24 protein-coding genes and 1 riboswitch are annotated in these 23439 nt (G+C 66.5%); of the genes, 5 read left to right on the top strand and 19 right to left on the bottom strand.

What is annotated here, in order from left to right; genetic code table 11:
* Positions 1 to 8: 8 nt before the first annotated feature.
* The 15 genes from cobT to DCO45_RS10700 all read right to left on the bottom strand — a co-directional run bounded on the left by cobT (position 9) and on the right by DCO45_RS10700 (position 14553).
* Positions 9 to 1091: a nicotinate-nucleotide--dimethylbenzimidazole phosphoribosyltransferase gene (cobT, locus tag DCO45_RS10770; RefSeq protein ID WP_116925844.1), complete on the bottom strand. Its 1083-nt coding sequence runs from the start codon at positions 1089 to 1091 to the stop codon at positions 9 to 11.
* 149 nt (positions 1092 to 1240) lie between these two features.
* Positions 1241 to 1678: a hypothetical protein gene (locus DCO45_RS10765; RefSeq protein ID WP_021025181.1), complete on the bottom strand. Its 438-nt coding sequence runs from the start codon at positions 1676 to 1678 to the stop codon at positions 1241 to 1243.
* Between the two features lie 124 nt (positions 1679 to 1802).
* Positions 1803 to 3257 (bottom strand): cobyric acid synthase, encoded by a 1455-nt coding sequence (locus tag DCO45_RS10760; RefSeq protein ID WP_116925843.1) that lies wholly within the window; start codon positions 3255 to 3257, stop codon positions 1803 to 1805.
* Positions 3254 to 3658, bottom strand: coding sequence for a DUF3037 domain-containing protein (locus DCO45_RS10755; RefSeq protein WP_116925842.1), 405 nt, complete (start codon positions 3656 to 3658; stop codon positions 3254 to 3256). Before DCO45_RS10755 ends, DCO45_RS10760 begins: the two co-directional genes overlap by 4 nt.
* Positions 3645 to 4430 (bottom strand): HipA family kinase, encoded by a 786-nt coding sequence (locus DCO45_RS10750; protein WP_116925996.1) that lies wholly within the window; start codon positions 4428 to 4430, stop codon positions 3645 to 3647. Before DCO45_RS10750 ends, DCO45_RS10755 begins: the two co-directional genes overlap by 14 nt.
* Positions 4431 to 4482: 52 nt before the next feature.
* On the bottom strand, positions 4483 to 5484 hold the full coding sequence (locus DCO45_RS10745) for an aminotransferase class I/II-fold pyridoxal phosphate-dependent enzyme (RefSeq protein WP_116925841.1): 1002 nt from the start codon (positions 5482 to 5484) through the stop codon (positions 4483 to 4485).
* Entirely contained in the window at positions 5477 to 6571 is a 1095-nt protein-coding gene (gene cbiB, locus DCO45_RS10740; protein WP_116925840.1) for an adenosylcobinamide-phosphate synthase CbiB, read from the bottom strand. The genes DCO45_RS10745 and cbiB overlap by 8 nt, the downstream gene beginning before the upstream one ends.
* The gene (gene bluB, locus DCO45_RS10735; RefSeq protein ID WP_116925839.1) at positions 6568 to 7272 is read right to left on the bottom strand and encodes a 5,6-dimethylbenzimidazole synthase; all 705 of its coding nucleotides are present in this window, start codon (positions 7270 to 7272) and stop codon (positions 6568 to 6570) included. Before bluB ends, cbiB begins: the two co-directional genes overlap by 4 nt.
* Before the next feature lie 22 nt (positions 7273 to 7294).
* The gene (gene cobO / locus DCO45_RS10730; protein ID WP_116925838.1) at positions 7295 to 7864 is read right to left on the bottom strand and encodes a cob(I)yrinic acid a,c-diamide adenosyltransferase; all 570 of its coding nucleotides are present in this window, start codon (positions 7862 to 7864) and stop codon (positions 7295 to 7297) included.
* Between the two features lie 63 nt (positions 7865 to 7927).
* Positions 7928 to 8746 (bottom strand): ABC transporter ATP-binding protein, encoded by an 819-nt coding sequence (locus tag DCO45_RS10725; RefSeq protein ID WP_116925837.1) that lies wholly within the window; start codon positions 8744 to 8746, stop codon positions 7928 to 7930.
* Positions 8746 to 9723, bottom strand: a complete 978-nt coding sequence (locus DCO45_RS10720) for an iron ABC transporter permease (protein ID WP_313900091.1) — start codon at positions 9721 to 9723, stop codon at positions 8746 to 8748. Before DCO45_RS10720 ends, DCO45_RS10725 begins: the two co-directional genes overlap by 1 nt.
* 77 nt (positions 9724 to 9800) lie before the next feature.
* Entirely contained in the window at positions 9801 to 10787 is a 987-nt protein-coding gene (locus DCO45_RS10715; RefSeq protein WP_232539406.1) for an ABC transporter substrate-binding protein, read from the bottom strand.
* 11 nt (positions 10788 to 10798) lie between these two features.
* On the bottom strand, positions 10799 to 11386 hold the full coding sequence (locus DCO45_RS10710) for a bifunctional adenosylcobinamide kinase/adenosylcobinamide-phosphate guanylyltransferase (protein WP_116925994.1): 588 nt from the start codon (positions 11384 to 11386) through the stop codon (positions 10799 to 10801).
* A 10-nt stretch (positions 11387 to 11396) separates the two neighbouring features.
* Complete coding sequence (locus DCO45_RS10705) at positions 11397 to 12818, bottom strand: cobyrinate a,c-diamide synthase (RefSeq protein WP_116925835.1); 1422 nt, start codon at positions 12816 to 12818, stop codon at positions 11397 to 11399.
* A 22-nt stretch (positions 12819 to 12840) separates the two neighbouring features.
* Positions 12841 to 14553 (bottom strand): TonB-dependent receptor, encoded by a 1713-nt coding sequence (locus DCO45_RS10700; protein ID WP_347707645.1) that lies wholly within the window; start codon positions 14551 to 14553, stop codon positions 12841 to 12843.
* Positions 14554 to 14822: 269 nt separating this feature from the next.
* A riboswitch (cobalamin riboswitch) is annotated at positions 14823 to 15070 on the bottom strand.
* 37 nt (positions 15071 to 15107) lie between these two features.
* Here DCO45_RS10700 and DCO45_RS10695 point away from each other — a divergent pair.
* The 3 genes from DCO45_RS10695 (at position 15108) to DCO45_RS10685 (ending at position 17013) form a co-directional block, all read left to right on the top strand.
* Positions 15108 to 15323, top strand: coding sequence for a hypothetical protein (locus DCO45_RS10695; RefSeq protein WP_021027064.1), 216 nt, complete (start codon positions 15108 to 15110; stop codon positions 15321 to 15323).
* Positions 15323 to 15742: a cell division protein ZapA gene (locus DCO45_RS10690; RefSeq protein WP_116925833.1), complete on the top strand. Its 420-nt coding sequence runs from the start codon at positions 15323 to 15325 to the stop codon at positions 15740 to 15742. The genes DCO45_RS10695 and DCO45_RS10690 overlap by 1 nt, the downstream gene beginning before the upstream one ends.
* 449 nt (positions 15743 to 16191) lie before the next feature.
* Positions 16192 to 17013 (top strand): sulfite exporter TauE/SafE family protein, encoded by an 822-nt coding sequence (locus DCO45_RS10685; RefSeq protein WP_116925832.1) that lies wholly within the window; start codon positions 16192 to 16194, stop codon positions 17011 to 17013.
* 20 nt (positions 17014 to 17033) lie between these two features.
* Here DCO45_RS10685 and hemN read toward each other — a convergent pair whose 3' ends face one another.
* Positions 17034 to 18416 carry an oxygen-independent coproporphyrinogen III oxidase gene (hemN, locus tag DCO45_RS10680; protein WP_116925831.1) on the bottom strand — a complete coding sequence of 461 codons (1383 nt, stop codon included), beginning with the start codon at positions 18414 to 18416 and terminating at the stop codon, positions 17034 to 17036.
* A gap of 151 nt (positions 18417 to 18567) precedes the next feature.
* Here hemN and fnr point away from each other — a divergent pair, with 151 nt between their 5' ends.
* Together fnr and DCO45_RS10670 are read left to right on the top strand one after the other, a co-directional pair.
* Complete coding sequence (fnr, locus tag DCO45_RS10675) at positions 18568 to 19290, top strand: fumarate/nitrate reduction transcriptional regulator Fnr (protein WP_116925830.1); 723 nt, start codon at positions 18568 to 18570, stop codon at positions 19288 to 19290.
* Positions 19291 to 19439: 149 nt separating this feature from the next.
* Positions 19440 to 19883 (top strand): universal stress protein, encoded by a 444-nt coding sequence (locus DCO45_RS10670; protein ID WP_021027068.1) that lies wholly within the window; start codon positions 19440 to 19442, stop codon positions 19881 to 19883.
* A 111-nt stretch (positions 19884 to 19994) separates the two neighbouring features.
* On the opposite strand, the gene DCO45_RS10665 is transcribed toward DCO45_RS10670, so the two are convergent.
* The 3 genes from DCO45_RS10665 to DCO45_RS10655 all read right to left on the bottom strand — a co-directional run bounded on the left by DCO45_RS10665 (position 19995) and on the right by DCO45_RS10655 (position 23379).
* Positions 19995 to 21551 (bottom strand): malonyl-CoA synthase, encoded by a 1557-nt coding sequence (locus tag DCO45_RS10665; RefSeq protein WP_116925829.1) that lies wholly within the window; start codon positions 21549 to 21551, stop codon positions 19995 to 19997.
* Positions 21552 to 21617: 66 nt separating this feature from the next.
* Positions 21618 to 22409: an enoyl-CoA hydratase/isomerase family protein gene (locus DCO45_RS10660; RefSeq protein ID WP_116925993.1), complete on the bottom strand. Its 792-nt coding sequence runs from the start codon at positions 22407 to 22409 to the stop codon at positions 21618 to 21620.
* A 16-nt stretch (positions 22410 to 22425) separates the two neighbouring features.
* The gene (locus DCO45_RS10655; RefSeq protein WP_243419324.1) at positions 22426 to 23379 is read right to left on the bottom strand and encodes a tripartite tricarboxylate transporter substrate binding protein; all 954 of its coding nucleotides are present in this window, start codon (positions 23377 to 23379) and stop codon (positions 22426 to 22428) included.
* Positions 23380 to 23439 lie beyond the last annotated feature (60 nt).

Here is a 23439-nt window from a genome sequence, read left to right as displayed (position 1 = left end):
GCAAGGCATCAAGCGTTGCTCTGGGTGCTGACACCCGCCGATGCAAAGCTGGCCATGTCGCGCAGCATCGCGCAGGCCGACTCCAGCAGCGGCCAGGCCAGCGCCGCACCCGAGCCTTCGCCCAGGCGCAGCTGCCAGTCGAGCAAAGGCTGGGCCTGCAAGGCCGCCAGCAAGTGGCTATGGCCGGGCTCGCCCGAGCGGTGGGCATAGACGCAGCGCTCCAGCACGGCGGGCTGCAGGCGTGAGGCCACCAGCACGGCCGCGCTGGTGATAAAGCCATCGACCACGATCACGCGGCGCTCCAGCGCAGCCTGCAGCACCGCGCCCACCATTGTGGCCACTTCCAGCCCGCCCATCGCGGCCAGCACGGCCAGGGGCTCGTGCACATCGGCATGGCGCGCCAGCACCCGGCGCAGCACGGCGGCCTTGCGGGCTACGCCCTCGCCGCTCAGCCCGGTACCTGCGCCGGTGACGGTTTCCACATCCAGGTTGCACAGCCGCGCCAACAGCAGCGACGCGCTCGAGGTGTTGCCAATGCCCATCTCACCCAGCAGCAAGGCATTGCCGGGCAAGGCCTGCAGCAGCGCGCGGCCATTGGCAATGGCCGCTTCGCACTGCGCCATGTCCATCGCCGGGCCCAGGCTGCTGTCTTGCGTGCCCGGAGCCACCTTGCGCAGCCACAGGCGCGGCGTGCCTGGGGGCAACGCATCGGTCTGGGGTTCAAAATCGCGGGCCACGCCGCAGTCGACCACATTCAGCGCCACGCCATGCTGGCGCGAGAGCACACTCACCGCCGCCCCGCCAGCCAGAAAATTGCCCACCATCTGCCAGGTCACATCGGCCGGGTAGGCCGACACGCCCTGCGCCACCAGGCCATGGTCGGCTGCAAACACCACCATCTGGGGGTCTGCCAGACGGGGCTGGGTGCTACCCAGAATGGAGGCGATGCGCAGCGCGAGGGCCTCCAGCAAGCCCAGCGAGCCCAGCGGCTTGGTCTTGTTGTCCAGCAGCTGCTGCACTTGCTGGCGAAAGGCGGCGTCCTCAATCGAGGCAATGGAAGGGATGAGCGGGGAGAACGAGGATTCGGACATGGTCAAGCTAGAGAACGGGGCACGGTGATACGCCAAGCCGCCAGTATCGCGCTGCCCGCCCCGGTTTGCAGCCCGGCGCGCACAAACCATGCAAAAACGCTCTGCGCAGCAAAAGCTGGGCAGAGCGTTGATGGACTAGATCAGTCGGCTTACTTGGCAGGCACCGTATAGGTGTACTCGCGCAAGATGCCACCGCCTTGCACCGAGCCACTGTCCTGGCCCTGGGCCACGCGGCCGACGCAGGCACGGCGGTCTTCATCGGTCTTGAAGACGGCGCAGCGTGCGGTGGCGTTTTCGCGGAAGCTGGAACCCGGATCGGTCAACTGGCCCTGGCGTGCGGCCTGGCGAGCGGCTGCCGCTTCGCGGGCGTTAGAGCTGCCTTCGGCCACATCGGCGTTGGCGCGGGCATCGCCGCGCATTTCACCGCGCTTGTGGTGGGCACCGTGCGGGCCATGCGGCATGGGCTTCATGTGCTTGGCAGGCGGTGGTGGAGGGGGCGGTGCCGATTGGGCGCTGGCATAGCCGGCGGTACCCAGCGCGAGGGCCATCGCGGCCATTTGCAAAGACTGGCGGAACATGTTTTTCATAGCGATCATCCTTATCGGTGATGGGAAGCAACACAAACAGCATGCCTGCGCTGCAAGCGCACCCCTATCGGCCCAATCCGCCAGCGCTTGCAATATTTGGCCTACAGGCAAAGGCCCCGCCCACTCAGGGTAGGCGGCCTCCAAACCACTCGCCCACCCCTTGGGCCATGCGCGCAAAGACCTGGTCCAGGCTGGGCGCATCGTGGCCAAACAGCGCATGGATGACAGTGGCATTCTCGAACAGGCCATGCACATAGGTACCCAGCACCTGCGGCGCCCCGCCCTGCCACAGCAGGCCGGGCAGCAGCTCCTGCGCGGGCTGGGCGGCGCCGGCCTGCATGTCGGGGCGCAGTTCGGTCTGGCCGTGGTGGATTTCATAACCCGTCACCACCAGGCCGCTCAAGGCCTGCCAGGGCGCCTGCACGGCAGGCAGCAGCAGGCGCGTGGGCTGCACATTCTTTTGCTGCGCAAACAACGTCACCAGCGGCAGCAGGCCCAGGCCGGCGGCATTGCCGTCCACGCCATGCAGATCGACGAGCGCCTCGCCCAGCATCTGCAGGCCGCCGCAAATGCCCAGCACCCGTTTGCCCGCCTGCGCATGGCGGGCGACAGCCGCATCCAGCCCCTGCTGGCGCATCCAGGCCAGATCGGCTGCGGTGGCCTTGCTGCCCGGCAGAATCACCCAGTCCGCATCGCTCAGCTGCGCGGGCGTGCGGGCCCAGACCACACGCACGCCTGGCAGTTGCAGCAGCGGCTGGAACTCGTCGAGGTTGCTGATGCGCGGGTAGGCGACGATGGCGATGCAGGTGTGCACCGGTTGCCCGGCACCACCACTGCCCCGGTCGTCAAACACGCCGTCTTCTTCGGGCAGGCCATGCTGGAACTGCATCGGAATGCAGGCCACCGTGGGCACACCAGTCATGTCTTGCAGCATCTGCGGCGCCGGCGCCAGCAAGGCCGCATCGCCCCGAAACTTGTTGAGCACAAAGCCCTGGATGAGGCTTTGCTCCTCGGGCGGCAGCAGCGCCCAGGTGCCGTAGAGGTGGGCAAAGGCCCCGCCCCGGTCGATATCGGCCACCAGCAGGCAATGCGCATCGCAGTGGCGCGCCACGCGCATATTGACCACGTCGCTGCGGTGCAGATTGATCTCGGCGGGCGACCCAGCTCCCTCGATCACCACCACATCGTTCTCGGCGCGCAGCGCATCGAGCGCCTGCGCGATCTGCGGCCACACCTGGAGGCTGCGGCCGCGCCAGGGCATTTTGGACAGCGCCTCGTCCACCTGGCCAAACAGCACCACCTGGCTGCGCGCGTCGGCCTCGGGCTTGAGCAACAACGGATTCATGCGCACATCGGGCACGGCGCCTGCGGCGAGCGCCTGCAGGTACTGGGCGGTGCCAATCTCGCCCCACTGGCCATCCGGCGTGGCCACCACGCGGGCGTTGTTGCTCATGTTCTGCGCCTTGAAGGGCGCCACCTTGTAGCCCTGGGCCCGGTACCAGGCGCACAGCGCCGTGGCCACCCAGCTTTTGCCCGCGCCACTGCTGGTGCCCAGCACCATGATGCAGCGCGCGCTCATCGCTGCACGCTGCCCAGCGGCAGCACCATGCGCGCCATGATGCGCTCCAGCGCCGAGCCCGCATCGGCGCACAGCCCCGTGTGCACGGGCGAAGTCTGGATCATGCTGCTGCGCTTGGCCGTCAGCCAGTGGAAGCGCGCGCGGTATGGCAGCTGGCCGATGGGCCCGGCCTCGGGCACGCCGGCGCAGATAGCGACAATGCTGCCCAGGTGGCGGTAGACGGCCTGCAGATCGACTTCTGGATCGAGCGCCAGCAGCCGCGCCTCATCGAGCGCCATCGCTGCCTGCAGATAGCCGCTGCGCTGGCAGGACACAATCACGCCGGCGTTGATGAACTCCTCCCGCTCGACCCGGGGCACCACGCGCACGATAGCGTAGTCATACACATCATGCGCGTGCATCGATGGCTCCTTGCAACCAGCGGCCACGCGCTTGCAGGCGGGCCAGAAAATAATTCACATAGGCGGCGCGGTGCGCCTGCGGATCGGCCAGCAGCGGGCTATTGCGGTCCTCGGCCGCCTTGGCTAAAAAGCAGTCGGGCACCGTGGCCAGAATGGCGCTCAGCACCGGCTCGGTCAGTTGTGCGGCCAGGGCCTCGTCCACCTCGGCCAGCTGGCTGGCCTGGGCCAGCAGCACATGGTCGGCAATCGGCGCAAAGGGCTTGGCCGGGTCGGCCACCGTGCCATCCCAGGCATGGTGGAAGGTCAGGGTCGCGCCGTGGTCAATCAGCCAGGGCTTGCGCTGCCACATCAGCATATTGGTGTTGCGGGCCGTGCGGTCCACATTGCTGACCAGCGCATCGAACCAGACCAGGCGCGAGGCGAAGTCAATGCTCACCGCATCGACGGCCGGGTCAAAATTGACCGAGCCGGGCAGGTAATCCAGCCCAACATTGAGGCCATCACTGGCCCGGATCAGGTCCTGGATCTCGGGGTCGGGCTCGGTTTGCGCGAGCTTGGCGTGCAGCAGGGCCAGCACCAGCTCGGGCAGCGGCAGGCCCAGCGCGCGGGCGATGCCGCCGCAAATGAGCTCGCCCATCAGCGCGCGCACGCCCTGACCAGCGCCCCGGAACTTGAGCACATACAGGCCCAGATCGTCCGCCTCGACGACGGCCGGCATTGAGCCGCCCTCGCGCAGCGGCGTCACATAGCGCTCGACCAAGACGGTGCGCAGTTGCAAAGTTTGTAAATCCATACCAAATGGTAGCGGTTGCCGCATGTCCTCGCTATGCATCTGCCAGCGACAGCCAGACCCGCGCCAGCGCCGCCTGCGCCACCGGCGCCATCACGCCCAGGCGCACATGGCCGGGCAGGCCAAAGCTGCGGGCATCGCGCAGCTTGATACCCTGGCTGCGCAGTGCTGCCAGGCGCGCGGGCAGGTCTGCCTGCGCCAGCGGCAGGCGCGCGACAAAGTAATTGGCCTGGTGGCCGGGCAGCACCGCCCAGCCCAGGCGCTCGCACAGCGCCAGCTGCCGGCCCTTCCAGTGGCGCAAGGTGTCCAGACTGCGGGCCAGCCAGGCCTGCACCTCGGGCGTCACCCAGGCCTGCAGCATGGCCACGCCATGGGCACCCACCACCCAGGAAGGCGCCAGCGCCCGCAGTGCATCAATCTGCGCCTGTGCCGTGTCCTCAGGTGCAATCGCATAGGCAGCGCGTACCCCCGTCATGCCCAGTGCCTTGTTGGGCGTCCACAGCTGCCACAGCGCGGCCATGTCGCGTGGCGGCGCAGGGCCCTCCAGCCACAGCGGCCGGTAGGCGCAATCGAGCACCAGGCCATGGTGGCTAGCGTCTGCAGGCAACGCTTGCCAAATATCTTCGGCACGGCCCAGTGGGCTGGAGGGCTCGCAGGCCCAGTGCAGGCCTTCGCCCCAAGCCGGATTGCGGGTGCTGCTGCGCAGGCCCCACACCTCCGCCGCCTGGGCATAGTCGCCATAGGAATAGCGGGGCAGGCTCACCTGCGTGGCACCCTGGCGCAGCGCATGCTGGGTCAGGCGGTGGATCAGCTCGCTGCTGCTCCCGCCAATGACCAAGCGCTCGGGATCCACCGCATGGAAGGCCGCCAGCTGCAGGCGCAGCGCCGTGTAGTGCGGGTCGGGGTACTGCGCCAGGTGCGCGGCCTGCAAGGCGGCCACCGCCTCCGGGCAGGGGCCGCAGGCATTGCGGTTGGTGGAAAAATCATGCGCCGGCACGCCCAAGGCGTCGGTGCCACCATGCTCGTTATCAGCCATGGGCCAATGCTCCTTGCGCCATCGAGGCGATTGCTATCTTTACCGCCAAACCCAGGGCCAGCAACAAGGCGCACAGTGCCTGTGCCCACACCACCCGGCCCGCCAGGGCCAGCGCCCGCTGCACATCCTGGGCCTGCGGCGGCCGGCCTTGCGGGTTGAGCTGGTACACACCGGGTTTGGACAGGTGCAGGCCCAGCGCCCGCGCCATCGCGCCCATGGGCCAGCCGCCATTGGGCGATGGCGTGACCGCCGCATCGCGCCGCAGGCCGGACCAGGACAGGCCGCCCGCCAACGCGGCCAGCCAGGCTGCGGTGATGCGGGCCGGCAGCCAGTTCAGCACATCATCGGCCCGTGCCGCCCATTTGCCCGCCCACTGCCAGTGGCGGCGCTGAGCGCCCTGGCCGCGCCAGCCTGGGTAGCCCCACATCGCATCGGCCGTGTTGGCCAACCGGTACAGCGCCGCACCCGGCAGGCCGGCGACGGCAAACCAGAACAGCGGCGCCAGCACCGAGTCGCTCAGGTTCTCGGCCAGCGTCTCGATCGCGCTCTCGCGCACTGTCGCTGCCTCGAGCTGTGCGGTATCGCGGCTCACCAGCCAGGACAGCCGGGCCCGGCCCGCGTCCAGCGATTCGCCGAGCGCGGCCTCCACCGCCAGCACCTCGCTGCGCAGCATGCGCCAGGACAGCAAGGGCTTGAGCAGCAGACCCGCCCCCAGTGCGCCCAGCCACCAGGGCGCCAACAGCAGCAGCCACTGCAGTGCCGCATACACCAGCCAGGCGCCCGCCGCCAGCATGCACCAGGCCAGCGCCGCCAGCACAAAGCGACCGTAAGCGCGCTCCAGCGCCTGGCGCGGCGCAATCCCCTGGCCCAGCATGCCCAGCAGCTGGCCCATATAGACAACAGGGTGCAGCCGCACTGGCGGCTCGCCCCAAAGCCGATCCACCAGCAAGGCCACCAAGACCGCCAGCAAGGCCGCCATCGGCGCCTGCCAGGGCACGGCAGGGCCAGCATCCGCCAAGGCCTGGACCAGTTGCAGCAGCGGGCTGCCACCGGCCAGTGCCAGCGACCACAGGCCGCCATCGCTCATGGCTGCGTCCCTTGGTTTGGCTGCCAGCACCCGTCCATCAGCATGTCCTGCAAGGGCGCGCGGCTGGCCCAGCGCTCTTGCTGCAGCATGGGCTCGGCATAAAAGGCCTCTACAGGGCCCAGGCACAACACGGCCAACGGATGCGCACCTGCGGGCATGGCCAGCAGCTGCGCCAGCGCCTGGGGTTCGAACAGCGATACCCAGCCCATCCCCAGCCCCTCGGCACGCGCCGCCAGCCACAGGTTCTGGATCGCGCAGGCGGTGCTGGCCACATCCATCTCGGGCAAGGTGCGGCGGCCAAACACATGGGCTTCGCGCCCCGGCGGCATGGCCACCACCAGCACCTCGGCCGCCTGCAGCACACCCTGCACCTTGAGCTGCATAAAGTCGGCCTCGCGCGCACCCAAGGCTTGGGCGGTGCGCAGCCGCTCCTCTTCAACCAGCGCATGGATGCGGCCGCGCATCTGCGCATCGCGCACCCGGATAAAGCGCCAGGGCTGCATAAAGCCAACGCTGGGCGCATGGTGCGCCGCCCGCAGCAGGCGCAGCAGGACGGCATCGTCCACCTGGCCGCCGGCAAAGTGGCGCATGTCGCGCCGCTCATGGATGGCGCGGTAGACGGCTGCGCGCTCAGCCTCGCTGAAGGCCGTGGCGGCAATCGTGGGGGCGCTGATGGGGGCGTGGGAGTTGATATCGCTCATGCCAGCAATCGGCTGCGGGGCCTCAGTCTTCAATGCCGCGCTGCGCCGGAATGCCGGCCTTGAACGCATGCTTGATCATCGTCATCTCGGTGACCGTGTCGGCCGCATCGATGATCTCCTGCGGGCAGCGCCGGCCGGTGATGCAGACATGCACCTCCTTGGGGCGCGCGGCCAGGGTGTCCAGCACCTCTTGCAAGGGCAGCCAGCCGTAGATCAGCGGGTAGGTGACCTCATCGAGCACCACCAGGAAATACTCACCCGAGAGGATGGCTGCCTTGGCCTTTTCCCAGCCTTCGCGCGCCAGCTGGCCGCTGTGCTCCAGATCGCGGCTCTTCCAGCTGAAGCCATCGCCCAGGCCTTCGACCGGCAGGCCCACCTGCTCAGACAGGCGGTGCTCGCCAAAACGCGCGGTCGGCACCTTCATGAACTGGTAGACCTTCACGGCCTTGCCCCGGCCCGTGGCGCGGAACGCCAGGCCAAAGGCCGCCGTGGTCTTGCCCTTGCCATCGCCGGTGTTGACGATCACCAGGCCACGGCGCTCGCCCTCGGGCTTTTCATAAGGCTTTTCGCTGGGTGGCGTTTCAATCTGCATCGGAAGTCTTTCGTTGAGTCGTTGTGTCTTTGGAAACGGGGCCAGGCCCGGCTTCACAGGGATTCAGCGCAGGCGCTCAGGGGCTTGCACTACAGTGGCGGTGCGCGGCAAGGCTATCCAGACGCCATCAATCGCTCGCACCTGGATGCGGTGGTCAAACACCGCCTCCAGTGCGGCATGCGTGGCCGGGTCGTCGCAGCGGCCCTGGTGCAGCACCCGGCCGGCCTGCAGCACCAGCATATGGTCGGCCAGCAGCGCCACTGATATCTCGTGGAGCACGCTGACCACGGTGATGCCCTGGGCGGTCAAGGCCCGCATGCTGTCCACCCAGTCGGTCTGGTGCGGTGGGTCCAGGTTGGCCAGCGGCTCATCCATCAGCAGTACCTGGGCTTGCACGGCCATGGCCCGGGCCAGCAGCACGCGCTGGCGCTCGCCGCCCGAGAGTTCGGCCACCGGCCGGTGGCGCCAGTCCCAGGCATGGGCTGCGCGCAGGCATTGCTCCACCACCGCATGGTCTTCGCGGCTGGGCGCTGCAAACCAGGGCTGGTGCGGCAGGCGGCCCAGCATGGCCACATCCATCACCGTCAGCTCTTGCGTCACCACCTCGCCCTGGCCCAGCCAGGCCAGCGCCTGGGCGCGCTGCTTGCGCGGCCAGCGCTGCAAATCCTTGCCCAGCAGTGCTACCTCGCCCTGCAGCTGTGCCGCCGGCCACAAACCGCCCAGCACCTTGAGCAGGCTGGATTTGCCCGCGCCATTGGGGCCGACAATGCTGGTCCAGCGGCCTTGGGCAAACTGGGCATTGACGCCTTGCAGAATCGGCCTTGCATGCACAGCGGCGTGGATATTGGTGGCGCTCAGCGCAGCAGAGTTCGGAGTTTGCATCACAGCCCCCCTGCCGACCGGGTGCTGCGGTGCATGCGCCAGAGCAGGTAAGTGCCGCCCAGCGCGGCGGTCAGCACGCCCACCGGCAGCTCCTGCGGGGCCACCAGCCAGCGCGCCAAGATATCGGCGGCCAGCAGCAGCACGCCACCCATCGCGGCAGCCAGCACGGTGCTGCGGCCATGGCCCACCTGCACCAGGCTGCGCACCAAGTGCGGGGCGGCCAGGCCGACAAAGGCGATCAGGCCAGTCTGCGCCACCGAGGTTCCGGTGGCCAGGGCCAGCACGGCCACCAGGCCATAGCGCAACGGGGCCAGTGGCAAGCCCAGGCTGGCGGCCGTCGCCTCGCCCAGGGTCAGGCCATCGAGCAGGCGGGCGCAGCACCAGGTGGCCAGCACGCAGACCAGCAGCACGCCGGCCATCAGCGCGCAGCCCTCCCAGCCGACAAAGGCCGAGGTGCCCAGGGTAAAGGCCTGCATCGCCTGCAGAATATCGGGGTGGCGCAGCTCCAGCAGATCACGCATGGCGCCCAGCACCACACCGACGATCACGCCGGCCAGCAACAGGCGCAAGGTGTTTTGCACATTGCGCGCCAGCACCACCGTCAGCGCCACCGCGCAGGCGGCACCCACAAAGGCCATGCCGGTCATGCCCAGGCGGTAGAGCAGATTCAGGCTGGTGACGGACGAGCCCAGCAGCACCAGGCCCAATGCGCTGCCCAGCGAGGCGCCAGACGCACTGCCCAGCAAATAGGGATCGGCCAGCGGGTTGCGAAACAGGCCCTGAGCGACAGCCCCCGCCAGGCCCAGCAGGCCACCAGCCAGCCAGGCGCCCAGCGAGCGCGGCAGGCGGATATCGACGACGATCTGCCAGGAAGTCGGGTCGTCGCGCATGCGCAACACGCTCTCCCAACCGGTGCTACCGACGCTGGCGCCGACAAGCAGCAGCAAGGCGCTGAGCACCAGCAGCACCAGCGCCAGCCAGGCACTGCGGCGCAGGCCGGGCGCCGCCTCGCGCTGCGCTGCGGATGCGGGTGCTGAGGTGGGAAAAGCAGCCATCAGCGCGCCACCGCAGCCTTGCCCGGTGCCTTGTCGGCCAGGCAGCGCGCCATCAGCGCCGCCGCCTGGGCCATGCGCGGGCCTGGGCGCACGATCGCATACGACTCTTCATCCGTAAACACACAGACCCGCCCGGCCTTGACGGCCTGGAGGTTGTGCCAGCCCGGGTAGCTGGTGGCAGCCTGCATGCTGCGGTTGCCCAGCATGATCACATCCGGCTGGGCGCGCAGCAAAAACTCGGGACTCAGCCGGGGGAAGGGGCCCAGCTCAGCGGGCACGACATTGTCCACGCCCAGTTGGGTCAGGGTCTCGCCAATAAAGGACTGGGGGCCGGCCGCATAAGGGCCGCGGCTCACCTCAAAGTAGACCCGGGTATGGCGCGTGCGCTCGGGCAGGTCGCGCACCACCGCATCAATGCCCGATTCCAGCGCGTGCCAGACCCGGTCAGCGCCCTGCGCCTGGGGCACGCCCAGGAGCTGGCCCAGGGTGCCCAGCACGCGGTGGATATCGGCCTTGGACTTCACATCGAGCGCCACCACCTTCAGGCCCAGCGCCTGCAAGCGCTCTGCTGCCTTGGAGGCATCGGACAGCAGCACCACATCGGGCTTGAGCGCCACCACGGATTCAACGCTCGGGTCCAGACCGCCGCCCACCACCGGTAGTTTCTTGACCGAGGCGGGCCAGTCCGAATAGCGGTCCACCCCCACCAGGCGCTCACACAGTCCCAGCGCGCAGGTGCTCTCGGTGAGCGACGGCAGAAGACTCACGATGCGCTGCGGTGGTTGCGCCAGCTGGACCTTGCGGCCCCGGTCGTCGACGATGGCCACGGGAGCAACCAGGTCCTGGTCTTTCCAGACCGGCGCATTGGCAAAGGGTTGCAGGCGCAGTTCATCGACGCTGGCGGACGGCGCAGCTTGGGCCATCGGCAACGCGAGCATCAGCGCCACACGGGCCAGTGCCTGCCGCAAAAGGGGTCGGGGAGCCATCAACAAGGCCATCATTTCATCTGCAGCGGCAAGCCCGCTGCCATCAGTTGCACGCGGTTGCAGGCCGCTGCCGCTTGCTGGTTGAGCAGACCCAGCGCATCGACAAAGGCGCGCACCTCGCGGCCCATCGGAATGACACCCAGGCCAATCTCATTGCTGACCAAAATGACAGGCCCCGGTGCGGCCTGCAGGGCAGCGACAAAGGCATCGCACTGTACCTGCCAGGCTTGCGCAGGTGAAAGCGCTGGAGGCTCCATCGGCATCAACCAGTTGGTGAGCCACAGGGTCAGGCAGTCGACCACCAGCAGGTGTTCGGGCCGGCTGCTCGCCAGCAGCTGCTGGGCGACGTCGCGCGGCGCCTCCACGGTGGCCAGTTGCGGCACGCGGGCGCGGCGGTCACGCTGGTGGCGCGCAATGCGCTCGTGCATCTCGGCGTCATACGCGGTGCCGGTGGCGACCAGGCTGGCGCTGCGGCCGGCATCGGCCTGCAGCCAGGCGCGCGCCAGCAGCTCGGCCTGGCGTGATTTGCCCGATTTCTGCCCGCCCAGCAGCAAGAGCTTCAGCGGCGCTCCATCAACGTGGAAAAGAGAGTCATCCATGCCGCGCATCTTAGGCGTTCAACGCCTCACGGTGCCAGGCCTGCGGATCGACCACCGGCATGTCCACCCCCAGCAAGGCCGCTACGGCCTGCGGGCACGAGGGAAACCAGGCATGGAAATAGCTCGCATGGATGCTGCCCTGCTGGTAGACGGCTTCGCCCTTGCCGCTCTCGGCCGCCTGGCCCGGGCGGCTGCTGCGCGCCACTTCCAGGGCCTCACTCTGCAGCTTGGAATAGTGAAAGGTATGGCCGCGCAGCATGCCCCAGGGCGTCAGCAGCTGCTGCATGCCCAGACCCGCCAGGCGCTGGTGCATCACGGCCTGCGCTGGCAGCAAGCCCCACAAGCTGTGCCAGCGGCTGTCCAGGTCGGTCAGGCCCTCGGCCAGTGCCACCATGCCGCCGCATTCGGCCCAGACGGGCTTGCGCTGTTCCAGGTGCGCCTGCAGATCCAGCTGCAAGCCGGCATTGGCCTTGAGCGCGGGCAGGTGCAGCTCCGGGTAGCCGCCAGGCAGCCACAGCGCATCGCAGGCGGGCAGGCGGTCGCCTGCGATCGGCGAGAAAAAGGCCAGCTCGGCGCCCATGGCCTGCAGGCATTCCAGATTGGCGGTGTAGATAAAGCTGAAAGCGGCATCGCGGGCGACGGCAATGCGGCGCCCGGCCAGCCAGGCGGGCACCGGGGCGGCAACAGCAGGCGCGGTAAAGGCCACCGTCCAGCGCTGCTGCCACTCTTGCCAGCTCAGCTGGCCCAGCGGCGTTAGCGCCAGCACGTCGGCGGCGGCATCCAGGCGCTCGGCAGCGTCGTGCAGCTCATGGGCTGCCACCAGGCCCAGGTGGCGCTCGGGCAGCAGGTTGGCGCGCGGTTTCGCAGCATCGAGGCTCACCTGGTGCATCGCGCCCAGCCACAGTGCCGGGTCGCGCAGGCCGCTGCGCAGCAGCTCACCATGGTGGGCAGTGGCCACGCGGTTGGCCAGCACACCGGCCAGCTGCAGGCCTGGGTCATAGTGCTGCAGGCCATGGGCAATGGCGCCAAAGGTAGCGGCCATGGCCGATGCATCGACCACCACCACAGCGGAGATGCCCAGCGACTTGGCCAGCTCGGCCGCGCTGTTGGCACCATCGAACAGGCCCATCACGCCTTCGATCAGCAGCACATCGTTGCTTTGCGCGGCCTGAAACAGGCGTGCGCGCACATCCACTTCACCGTTCATCCAGCGATCCAGCGCATGCACGGGCTGGCCGCTGGCCAGGCGCAGCCACTGCGGATCGAGAAAATCCGGGCCGCATTTGAACACCTGGACCCGCCGGCCCTGGCGGGCATGCAGGCGCGCCAAGGCTGCCGTCACCGTGGTCTTGCCCTGGCCCGATGCGGGCGCCGCAATCAGCAGTGCCACGCAAGCGGCCGTTGGGCGGTCCTGAACCGTCGTCTCTGTCATGGCTGGCTTATCCCCTCTGCGCTCAGCGCGGCATCCACTTCACACCCACATACACGCTGCGACCTTCGGTGGCATAGGTGCGTGCGGTCTGGTAGCGCTTGTCGGCCAGGTTGTTGATACGGGCGATCAGGTTCACATCCTTGGCCACCTCGGTCTGCGCCGACAGGTTGAACAAGGTGTAGCCGCCCAGCACATTGGTGTTGGCGGCATTGTCAAAGCGCTTGGCGCTGGTCTGCAGGTCGGCCGCCCAGGTCCAACCGGCTGCACGCGTCTCGGCGCCCAGGGTGGCATAGCGCTTGGCGCGGCGCGCCAGCAGCTTGTCGTTTTCGGTATCGCGCGGGTTCTGGAAGTCGACCGAACCATGCAGGTTGAACGCGCCCAGCTTGGTCGTGGCCGCCAAGGTAATGCCTTCCAGGCGTGCCTTGCCCACATTGGCATAGCAGCCGAATTCGCTGTCGCAACTGCCGGGCGACGAGAAGTTGATCAGGTTGGTGACCCGGTTGCGGTAGGCCGTGGCCGAGAAGCTGTCGGCACCCTGCGCCCAGCGCAGGCCCAGCTCGGCATTGCGGCTTTTCTCGGGCTGCAGCGATGCGTCGCCGTATTCGCTAAAGCGCTGGTAGAGCGTGGGCGCGCGAAAGGCCGTGCCCACTGTCGCGGTGGCGCGCCAGTTGGTTGCAAAGGCATAGCCATAGGCAGCGCTGCCGGTGGTCTTGCCGCCGAACTCGCTGTCGTCATCCCGGCGCAGGTTCAGCTGCACCGTGTGCGGGCCGGTGTTCAGGCCATAGCCCAGCGCCAGCGCATTCTGGTGGCGGTCGCGGTCAATGCCGCCATTCGTCAGCGCGTCGTCACGCCGCTCCAGTGCGGCCGTCAAGGTGTGGACGCCCAGGCGCCAGGTATTTTGGAACAGGTAGTTATGCAGGCGCGTGTCCGTCTGGTAGGGCGAGGGCCGGGTCTCGTAATAGTCGCGCGACTGGCTGAACTGCAGCTTGGTGCTGTAGTGCTCGGTCCACTGCGCCTGCCAGTTCAGGCCCAGCGCATACATCTTGTTCAGGCTGCGGTCGTCCTCGGTCAGGCTGCTGTCATAGCCCGAGTTCACATCGCTGGCCAGCAAGGTGGCTTCGAGCCGGTGCTGGCCGTTGAGCTGGTAGCCCAGGCGGCCGCTGACCGCATTGCTGCGGTAGTCGTCCTTGTCTGGGTTGGCGGTGGCCACGGTGCGGGCATTGAAGCCATCGGTCTGCGAGCGGTTCAGACCCAGCGCGTAATCCCAGCCGTCGGCGCCGCCGGAGATACCGGCCTCGGCCGTGAACGTGCCCCGGTTGCCAAAGCCCAGGCCGACATAGGGCTGGGGCGTGCCCTCACCTTTCTTGGTGAAGATCTGCACTACGCCGCCCATCGCGTCCGAGCCGTAGACGGCAGCGGCCGGGCCGCGCAGCACTTCGATGCGATCGATCAGCGCCAGCGGAATCGATTGCCAGGAGGCGCCGCCGGTCGATTGCGAATCCATGCGCACGCCATCAACATAGACAGCGGTAAAGCGCGAATCGGCGCCGCGCATGAACACGCTGGTCGTCGTGCCCGGCCCGCCGTTGCGCGAAATCTGGATGCCCGGCACGCGCGCGAGCACATCGGCCACGCTGCCCGGGCCCTGGCGCTCGATGGTCTGCGCATCGATGATGGACATGTCGGCCACCAGATCGGACAGCGGCTGCTCGATGCGGTTGGCGGTTACCACCATCTCTTGCAGGTTCTTACCCTCTGTTTCCTGGGCGGCTGTAGCCTGCTGCGCCTGAGCTTGCAGCGCCAACAGGGGCAACGCCGCTGCGATGGCCAAGGCCAAAAAACGGGGGGTATGGAGGGTGCCCGAGCGGGGCGCAAGCGCGGGACGCGCGCAGGGGCGTGTCGAAAAAGCAGAGGAAAACATGCACTGAGTTGGTGATGAACCACCCCGCGCCAGCCTCCCCGCCGGCAATGGGGAACACGGAAGCCGCGGCAAGGCCTCAGCCACGCGCCTCCACTATTGTTGGCCGGTATCCGGGCTGGCGATGACACAGCACACGCCTTCCCAAACACTTGTTCAAGGTATTCAGTGGCATAGTGGTGGCTGTGGATGGCGCAAAAGCCAACCATCGCTTACCGTTGCGGGGGCAGCGCAGGTTGCGCAAGGCTTGTAGGGCACAAGCAGCGCTCCTGCTTCCCGTTGAACTGCCCCCATGTGAACCACTGGGGCGAGCACCAACGGGTACAATTTTAGCGTTAAACCCATTGCGCACTTAAGAAGACTGTCTCTCTATGGCCACTACGCCTTCTATGGATCTGATGCTTGAGCGGGTGGAGGCACTGCTGAGCCGTCATGAGGCTTTGCAACGCGCCCACGCCCAATTGCAAGAGCAAGTCACCACCCTGACCCAGGAGCGCGACTCCCTCCAATCGCGCCTGACAGCGGCCCGCGCCCGCGTGGATGCACTGATCGAACGCCTGCCCAAGACCTTTGACCAGGACGAATGATGAAACAGCTGGAAGTACACATCATGCAGCAAAGCTATATGCTGGGCTGCCCCGAAGGCCAGGAAGCACGTCTGCTGGCTGCCGTCAAGCATGTCGATGAGGCCATGAGCGGCATCCGCGACGCGGGCAAGATCCGTGGCCGCGAGCGCATCGCTGTGCTGGCGGCCCTCAATGTCGCTTTTGACCTGCTTGATTTGCAAGTGCAAAACAGCCAGCTCAGCCAGACCGCAGACGCCCTGCAGGCGCAAGCTGCTGCGCAGTCTGCCGCGATGGTTGAGGTCCAGGCCCAGACCGCCCCTGGGGACCAGGCGAGCCTGGACTGGGATGCGCCCCGTGTGCAGTCGGTGATGCAACGGCTGGACGCGGCGCTGGCGCCGGCCCCCGCGCAACCGGCCGACACCCTGGGCACCAGCGCTTGAGGCACTGCCGCGAGCAGGCGCCAACACCAGATTGCCGCGCCATGCAATGCCTGGCTGCAAAATATCACGCCACCCATTGCTCAATCTGGCTAACCAGCTATCTTTTTTGACCAATCCAGGCACATTGAATTGCAGTTTTGGTGGGTGCGGCAGGCGCGAGCGATTACAATGAAAGCGTTCGCAGCCCTGCTGGACTTTATAGTTCCTTGAACCAATGCTCTACGAGCACGGGCTTGGTACATTACCTATTGAGCGTGATCGTCTCGCGTCAGATGAACCCAACGATAGGTTGCCCTCGCCCACCTGAACCCCCGGTTCAGGATGACGGTCCAGTGGATCCGCTGCGAACACCTGATTTTTTCGGGCAGGCTCCGCCCAACCTGTCTTCTCCTCTCCGCGACAGCGGGGTTTCAGGCCACCTGTTTCAGGTGGCCTTTTTACTGCGCGCCATGACTGATCCTCTTGTTTTGCTGCCGCTGTCGTTTCTGGGCCTGATCGGCGGTTTTCTGGCGGGCCTGCTGGGCATTGGCGGCGGCATGGTGCTGGTGCCCTTCATCACCTACATCCTGGGCACCCAGGGCGTGGCGCCGGAGCTGGCGATCAAGATGGCGATTGCCACCTCGATGGCGACCATCGTCTTCACCTCGATGTCCAGCGTGCGCGCCCACCACCAGCATGGCGCGGTGCGCTGGGACCTTGTCAAACGCCTGGCCCCGGGCATTGTGCTGGGCGGCCTGCTGGCCAGCCTGGGTATTTTTGCGGTGCTCAAGGGCAGCTACCTGGGTTTGTTTTTTGGCCTGTTCATTGGTTACTCGGCACTGCGCATGTTCCGCAAGCCCAATAGCCAGGCCATGCGCGCCATGCCGGGCACGGCCGGCCAGCTGGCTGCGGGTGGCGTGATCGGCTGCCTCTCGGGCCTGGTGGGCGCGGGCGGCGCCTTCATCAGCGTGCCTTTCATGACCTGGTGCAGCGTGCCGATGCACAACGCGGTAGCCACGAGCTCGGCGCTGGGCTTTCCGATTGCGGTCACCAATGTCATCGGCTTCATGGTGGCCGGCCTGCACCTGCAGGGGCTGCCACCGCATTCGCTGGGTTATATCTGGCTGCCCGGCCTGGCCGCCATTGCCACCTGCAGCGTGCTGACCGCGCCGCTGGGCGCCCGCGCCGCGCACCGGCTGCCGGTGGGCCAGCTCAAGAAGATCTTTGGCGGCATCTTGCTGTGCCTGGCGCTCTACATGCTCTACAAGAGCTTGGCGGCCTGGCAGGGCTGAGGCCCGCCCACGCCCTGCCCTCAGATAATCCGCGAGAAGCGCGCCCGGTTGCGGTCGGCCTGCAGGTTCTTGTCAAACACCATGGCGACGCCACGCACAAAGTACCAGCCCAGCTCGGTCACATTGATCGATTCGTCGCTCAGCTGCACCAGGCCCTGCTCCTGCAGCTCACGCAGCTGGGCCAGCTCGGCGGCAAAGTACTGCGCAAAATCAATCAGCCAGGCCTGCTCCAGCGATTCAATCGCCAGGCACCCCTGGCACATCAGGCCCATGATCACCGTGCGGCGCAGCAGGTCGTCGCGCGTCAGTGCCAGCCCACGCACCACGGGAATCTGGCCCTGGTCGATCAGGTCGTAGTACTCCTCCAGGGTCTTGGCATTTTGGCTGTAGGTGGCGCCAATGCGTCCGATGGCTGACACGCCCAGCGCCATAAGATCGCAATCGGGCTGGGTGCTGTAGCCCTGAAAGTTGCGGTGCAGGCGGCCCTGGCGCTTGGCCACCGCCAAGGCATCGTCGGGCAAGGCGAAATGGTCCATGCCCACATACACATAACCGGCGGCTTCCAGCGCCGCCAGGGCCTGGGCCAGCATCGCCAGCTTGTCGGCGGGGCTGGGCAGGTCCTGGGCCTGGATGCGGCGCTGGGGCTTGAAGCGCTCGGGCAGGTGCGCATAGGCATACAGCGCAATGCGGTCGGGCCGCAGCGCGTTGACCTGCTCCATGGTGCGCACAAAGCTGGCCGGGCTTTGTTGGGGCAGACCATAGATCAAATCGATATTGATGGATTCAAAGCCGATAGCGCGCGCCTGCTCGACCAAGGCAAACACCTGGTCAGCGGGCTGCTCGCGGTGCACCGCCTTTTGCACCAGCGGGTCAAAGTCCTGCACGCCAAAGCTCAGCCGGTTGAAGCCGAGCCGGTACAGGTGCTGCAGGCGCTCGCCGCTCACAGTGCGCGGGTCGATCTCGATCGCGTACTCGCCACCGGGCTGCAGATGAAAACGCTCTTTGACCATATCCATCAGGCGGCTGAGGCCGGCATCGGTCAGGAAGGTGGGCGAGCCCCCACCCAGGTGCAGTTGGCTGATGGTCGGGCGGGCGCTGACATGGGCCAGTTGCAGGTCCAGCTCGCGCTCGAGGTAATCCAGGTATTCGTCGGCCCGCTCGGCGTGCTTGGTGATGATCTTGTTGCAGGCGCAGTAGTAGCACAGCGAGGCGCAGAACGGCACATGCACATACAAGGACAGCGGCGACAGCCGGCCCGCCAGACCGGTGCCGCGTTGCGCCAGCGCCAGCTTGTACTCATTCGCAGCAAAGGCTTCAACAAATCGGTCTGCGGTAGGATACGAGGTGTAACGGGGGCCGGGAACATCAAAACGGCACAGCAGTTCAGGGGTCAGGGAAATCATGGTTCTTCTTCCTAGCGGACGCCCCAATGTGCCCCAAGGCCTGCCACGCGTCCTTGATGTACATCAAGAAGCCTCTGGGCGCCAGCACGCACAATAGGCCCATCCAAGGAACGTCGTTCCTATCTGAATAGTTGTTCACGGGTATTGATACATGACATCCAACTCCATCAAAGTAGCGTGCTCCAGCTGCAATTTGCGCGAGCTGTGCATGCCCGTGGGACTGTCGGCCGAACAGATGGAGCGCATCGACGAGATCGTCGCCACCCGGCGCAAGATCAAGCGCGGCAGCGCGCTGTTCCGCAACGGTGAGACCTTCACCTCCTTGTATGCGATACGCACCGGTTTCTTCAAGACCAGCATCGCCACCGAAGACGGGCGCGACCAGGTCACCGGCTTCCAGATGGCGGGTGAGATCATCGGCCTGGACGGCATCGTCAACGACCGCCATTCCTGCGACGCGATTGCGCTCGAAGATGCCGAGGTCTGCGTGATGCCCTACTCCTCGCTCGAAGACCTGTCGCGCGAGGTGACCGCCTTGCAGCACCATGTGCACAAGGTCATGAGCCGAGAGATCGTGCGCGAGCATGGCGTCATGCTGCTGCTGGGCAGCATGCGCGCCGAAGAGCGCCTGGCCGCCTTCTTGCTGAACCTGGTGCAGCGCTTGCATGCCCGGGGCTTTTCGCAGCATGAGCTGATCCTGCGCATGACGCGCGAGGAAATCGGCAGCTACCTGGGCCTCAAGCTCGAGACCGTCAGCCGCACCTTCTCCAAGTTTGCCGAGGAGAACATCATCGAGGTCAAGCAGCGCCATGTGCGCATTCTGGACACCGACAAGCTCCAGGGCCTGATCAACACCCAGGCCTGCTCGGCTTAAGACCCTGTTCCAAGTCGCTCCGCCAGCGGATACAAACGCGGTCTGATCCGACATCCGCTCAAGCCGCAAGCGGCGATGCTCTGAGTTGCATCCACGGCAAGGCTGCCACCCACAGCCCTGCCCCATGTCTGACCTGAAAGGAGCCTGCCATGTACCAACATATCCTGCTTGCCACCGATGGCTCTGAGCTGTCCGAGAAGGCCGTGCGCCACGCACTGGCGCTGGCCAAGCTGAGCCATGCCACGGTGACTGCCGTCAACATCTCGCCCAACTACCCGCGCAGCTACTTCGAAGGCAGCACCATGCAAAACCCCGATGACATTGCGCGCATCGAGGATGGCTGGGAACGCGCAGCGCAAGGCATTGTCGATAAGGTGGTGGCCGAAGGCGCCGCGACCGGCGTGCCCATCAAGACCCTGGTGATCAAGTCCGACATGATTGCCGAGGCGCTGCTGGAGACGGCGAAGAAGGAAAACTGCGACCTGATCGTCATGGCATCGCACGGCTACCGGGGCTTGAAGCGCCTGCTGCTGGGCAGCGAAACACAGCATGTACTGACCCATGCCACGATACCGGTGCTGGTACTGCGCTGATCGCCGTATAACCGCATCATCCCCATAGCAAAACCCTCGCCTGCGGCAGCTTCTGAGCGGCCACAGCGCGAGGGTTTTGTCATGGCGGCGCATGCCGCCTCCATAGGCGCATCAGCCCTTGAACAGGTCCTGGTACTGGTCGCGCAGCAGGTTCTTTTGCACCTTGCCCATGGTGTTGCGTGGCAGCTCGCCCACGACAAAGCAGCGCTTGGGAATCTTGAAATTGGCCAGCTGCTTTTTCAAGGTCGCAATGATGCCGTCGGCATCGAGCGGTTGGCCCGCCTTGGCAATGACCACCGCCACACCCACTTCGCCAAAATCGGGGTGCGGCACGCCGACCAGCGCGCTTTCCGCGACGCCCGGCAGTTCGTTGATGAAGCCCTCGATCTCGGCCGGGTAGACGTTGTAGCCGCCGGAGATGATCAGGTCCTTGCTGCGGCCGACGATGGTCACATAGCCGCGCGCATCGATCTTGCCTACGTCGCCGGTCTTGAACCAGCCGTCGGCAGTGAACTCCTGCGCGGTCTTCTCGGGCATGCGCCAGTAGCCGCTGAACACATTGGGGCCTTGCACCTGGATATGGCCGATCTCGTCGGCGCCCAGCGCCTGGCCGTCATCGCCCTGCACCCGCACGCCCACACCCGGCAGCGCAAAGCCCACCGTGCCGCCCCGGCGCTCGTCCTGGCCGCCATGGCGGGCATCGGCCTGGTAGGGGTTGGAGACCAGCATGATGGTCTCGCTCATGCCATAGCGCTCCAGGATGGTGTGGCCGGTGCGGGTCTGCCAGTCGCGGAAGGTCTCGATCAGCAACGGCGCCGAGCCGGAGATGAACAGACGCATGTGCTGGGCCGCTGCCTTGGTCAGGCCCGGCTCGGCCAGCAGGCGCACATACAAGGTCGGCACGCCCATGAAGACCGTCGCCCGCGCCATCGCGGCAATCACCGCCTTGGGCTCGAACTTGGCAAACCAGATCATCTTGCTGCCATTGAGCAAGGCCGCATGGATCGCGACAAACAGGCCATGCACATGGAAGATCGGCAGCGCATGGATCAGCACATCGCCCTTTTTCCAGCCCCAGTAGTCCTTGAGCATGACGGCATTGCTCAGCAGGTTGCCGTGGCTGAGCATCGCACCCTTGCTGCGCCCAGTGGTGCCACTGGTGTAGAGGATGGCGGCCATGTCGTCGGCAGATTTCTGCGCAGGCGTGTGTGCATCGGCGCAGTGCACCGCACGCTCCAGCAAGGTTCCGCTGCGGTCATCGCCCAGGGTGAACACGCTTTGCGTGCCGCACTGGAAGGCGATCTTGGAGACCCAGCCAAAGTTGGCCGGTGAGCAGACCACAACGGCCGGCTCGGCATTGGTGACAAAGTACTCGATCTCGGCGCTTTGGTAGGCGGTGTTGAGCGGTAGAAACACATGGCCGGCACGCAAGGTGGCCAGGTATAGCGCCATCGCTTCGACCGACTTTTCCACCTGCACCGCCACGCGGCTGCCGGAAGGAATATTCAGCGAATCGAGCAGGTTGGCGATGCGCGCGCTCATGCGGTCCAGATCGCGCCAGCTGTAGTTCAGCGGCTCACCGCTGGCCGACGTGGTCTCCACGGCGATGGCATCGAGGTCCTCAGGAAAGGCCGCGCGCAGGGCGCAGAACAGGTTGTCGTTGGTCATGTTTGTCTACTTGGTTGGTGGTTTCCTTGGCGCCTGCGGCCCGGCCGGTGGCCAGCGCAGGCACGGTCAAAACTGGGCTGCTCTTTTGTCGACAAAGGCGGCAATGCCTTCGCGGTGTTCTGCCGAATCGGCATAGGCATAGGGCTGCTGCAGCACCGGGGCCTGGGCATCGCCTTCGGCCAGTGCACGCAGCAGCTGCTTGGTCATGCGGGCAGCCTGGGGCGCCAGGCCGCAGATGCGGGCCACGCTGCGTTCCAGCTGGGCCTGCAGGTCTTGAGCGGGGTGAACCTGGCTCAAAAAGCCCGAGGCCAGCATCTGGTCGGCGCCAAAGAGCGCTGCCTCCAGCAGCATCTGCCGCGTCTTGGCAGGCCCCACCTGGCTCAGCACCAACGCCGCCTCCTTGGGTGCCATCGGAAAGCCCAGTTTGGCAATCGGCGCGCCAAACTGGGCGGTGTCGGCCGCCAGGCGCATGTCGCAGCAGCTGGCCAGCTCCACGCCCGCGCCCATGCAGGCGCCTTCAATGGCGGCCACCAACGGCACATCGCATTGCAGCATGGCGTTGAGCGCCGGCCAGACCTCGCCTTCGTGGAAGGCGGCCAGGCTCTCTGGGGCAAAGCGAAAGTCGGCGTACTCCGAGATATCGCCACCGGCACAAAAGGCCTCGCCCTCGCCTTGCAGCACGATGCAGCGCAGCCCGGGCTGGCGCTGCAGGTCCTCAAACACGCTGCGCAGCTGGCGCCACATGGCGCGCGACATGGCATTGCGCTTGCCCGCATGGTTCAGCACCACGCGCACGGCCTGCGCGCGGGATGCCTCCTCGCCCGCCACCCACGATTGCACACGAACCTGCCCCGCCATCATCTCGCTCCTCTTGTCATTCAATCTTCGCGCCCGAGGCCTTGACCACCTCGGCCCAGCGCTTGACCTCGTCGGCCACAAAGGCGGCAAACTGCGGCTGCGTCATGCTGCCATATTCCGCACCATTCTTGGCCCAGATGGCCTTGATTTCTTCGGAGGCGCCCATGCGCTTGGCCTCTTCGAACATGCGCGCCTGCAGCTCGGGCGAGGTGCCCTTGATGGCCCAGAGGCCGTACCAGGTGGTCACGTTGTAGTCGGGCAAGCCGACTTCGGCAGCGCAGGGCACATCGGGCAGCGAGGGGTTGCGCTGGCTGCCCGAGACCATCAGGCACTTGATGCGTCCGGCGGCGATATGCGCGGCCGACGAGCCCAGGCCATCGAACAGCATGTCCACATTGCCGGCAATCAGGTCCTGCAGCGCCGGGCCCGCGCCCTTGTAGGGTACATGCAGGATGTCGGTCTGGCTCTGGATCTTGAACAGCTCGCCGGCCAGGTGGTGGCTGGTGCCGGCGCCAGCCGAGGCAAAGCTCATCTTGCCCGGGTTGGCCTTGAGCTGGGCCAGCAGCTGCTGCATATTGGCCGCCGTCACCCGCTTGGGGTTGACCACCAGCACCTGCGGCACCGTCGCCAGCAAGGCCAGCGGCACCAGGTCCTTCTGAATGTCGTAATCAAGCCGGGGATAGACCGAGGGCGCAATCACATGGTGGGTGCCGCCCATAAAGAAATGGTAGCCATCGGAGGGCTGGCGCGCGGCAAAGCTGGCCCCCAGGGTGCCGCCTGCGCCGCCCTTGTTGTCGATCACCAGGGTCTTGCCCGAGATTTTCGAGAACTGCGAGGACAGCGGCCGCGCAAAGGCATCGGTGCCACCCCCTGCAGGAAAGGGCACCACCCAGGTCACCGGCTTGCTCGGCCAGTCGCGCGCAGCGGCCGCACTGGCCCAGCTCCAGGCGGGCAGCGCGCTGCCCGCCATGCCAGCGGCCAGGCCCAGGACAGTTCGTCTTCTGGACGGGGAAGGTGTATTGCTCTTGGT

Origin of the sequence: Comamonas sp. JNW, from assembly GCF_003105075.1 — a bacterium.
Classification (GTDB): domain Bacteria; phylum Pseudomonadota; class Gammaproteobacteria; order Burkholderiales; family Burkholderiaceae_C; genus Comamonas; species Comamonas squillarum.
This window is presented reverse-complemented; position numbering and strand designations above follow the sequence as displayed.

Excerpts from the sequence above, each read along its gene's own strand:
- fnr (WP_116925830.1), top strand. The coding sequence starts at position 18,568 with ATGACATCCAACTCCATCAAAGTAGCGTGCTCCAGCTGCAATTTGCGC.
- cobT (WP_116925844.1), bottom strand. The coding sequence starts at position 1,091 with ATGTCCGAATCCTCGTTCTCCCCGCTCATCCCTTCCATTGCCTCGATT.
- DCO45_RS10655 (WP_243419324.1), bottom strand. The coding sequence starts at position 23,379 with ATGGCGGGCAGCGCGCTGCCCGCCTGGAGCTGGGCCAGTGCGGCCGCT.
- DCO45_RS10670 (WP_021027068.1), top strand. The coding sequence starts at position 19,440 with ATGTACCAACATATCCTGCTTGCCACCGATGGCTCTGAGCTGTCCGAG.
- DCO45_RS10690 (WP_116925833.1), top strand. The coding sequence starts at position 15,323 with ATGAAACAGCTGGAAGTACACATCATGCAGCAAAGCTATATGCTGGGC.
- cbiB (WP_116925840.1), bottom strand. The coding sequence starts at position 6,571 with ATGAGCGATGGCGGCCTGTGGTCGCTGGCACTGGCCGGTGGCAGCCCG.
- DCO45_RS10695 (WP_021027064.1), top strand. The coding sequence starts at position 15,108 with ATGGCCACTACGCCTTCTATGGATCTGATGCTTGAGCGGGTGGAGGCA.
- DCO45_RS10760 (WP_116925843.1), bottom strand. The coding sequence starts at position 3,257 with ATGAGCGCGCGCTGCATCATGGTGCTGGGCACCAGCAGTGGCGCGGGC.
- cobO (WP_116925838.1), bottom strand. The coding sequence starts at position 7,864 with ATGCAGATTGAAACGCCACCCAGCGAAAAGCCTTATGAAAAGCCCGAG.
- DCO45_RS10755 (WP_116925842.1), bottom strand. The coding sequence starts at position 3,658 with ATGCACGCGCATGATGTGTATGACTACGCTATCGTGCGCGTGGTGCCC.
- DCO45_RS10705 (WP_116925835.1), bottom strand. The coding sequence starts at position 12,818 with ATGACAGAGACGACGGTTCAGGACCGCCCAACGGCCGCTTGCGTGGCA.
- hemN (WP_116925831.1), bottom strand. The coding sequence starts at position 18,416 with ATGATTTCCCTGACCCCTGAACTGCTGTGCCGTTTTGATGTTCCCGGC.
- DCO45_RS10765 (WP_021025181.1), bottom strand. The coding sequence starts at position 1,678 with ATGAAAAACATGTTCCGCCAGTCTTTGCAAATGGCCGCGATGGCCCTC.
- DCO45_RS10665 (WP_116925829.1), bottom strand. The coding sequence starts at position 21,551 with ATGACCAACGACAACCTGTTCTGCGCCCTGCGCGCGGCCTTTCCTGAG.
- DCO45_RS10710 (WP_116925994.1), bottom strand. The coding sequence starts at position 11,386 with ATGGATGACTCTCTTTTCCACGTTGATGGAGCGCCGCTGAAGCTCTTG.
- DCO45_RS10660 (WP_116925993.1), bottom strand. The coding sequence starts at position 22,409 with ATGGCGGGGCAGGTTCGTGTGCAATCGTGGGTGGCGGGCGAGGAGGCA.
- DCO45_RS10745 (WP_116925841.1), bottom strand. The coding sequence starts at position 5,484 with ATGGCTGATAACGAGCATGGTGGCACCGACGCCTTGGGCGTGCCGGCG.
- bluB (WP_116925839.1), bottom strand. The coding sequence starts at position 7,272 with ATGAGCGATATCAACTCCCACGCCCCCATCAGCGCCCCCACGATTGCC.
- DCO45_RS10725 (WP_116925837.1), bottom strand. The coding sequence starts at position 8,746 with ATGCAAACTCCGAACTCTGCTGCGCTGAGCGCCACCAATATCCACGCC.
- DCO45_RS10715 (WP_232539406.1), bottom strand. The coding sequence starts at position 10,787 with ATGGCTCCCCGACCCCTTTTGCGGCAGGCACTGGCCCGTGTGGCGCTG.
- DCO45_RS10685 (WP_116925832.1), top strand. The coding sequence starts at position 16,192 with ATGACTGATCCTCTTGTTTTGCTGCCGCTGTCGTTTCTGGGCCTGATC.
- DCO45_RS10700 (WP_347707645.1), bottom strand. The coding sequence starts at position 14,553 with ATGGTGGTAACCGCCAACCGCATCGAGCAGCCGCTGTCCGATCTGGTG.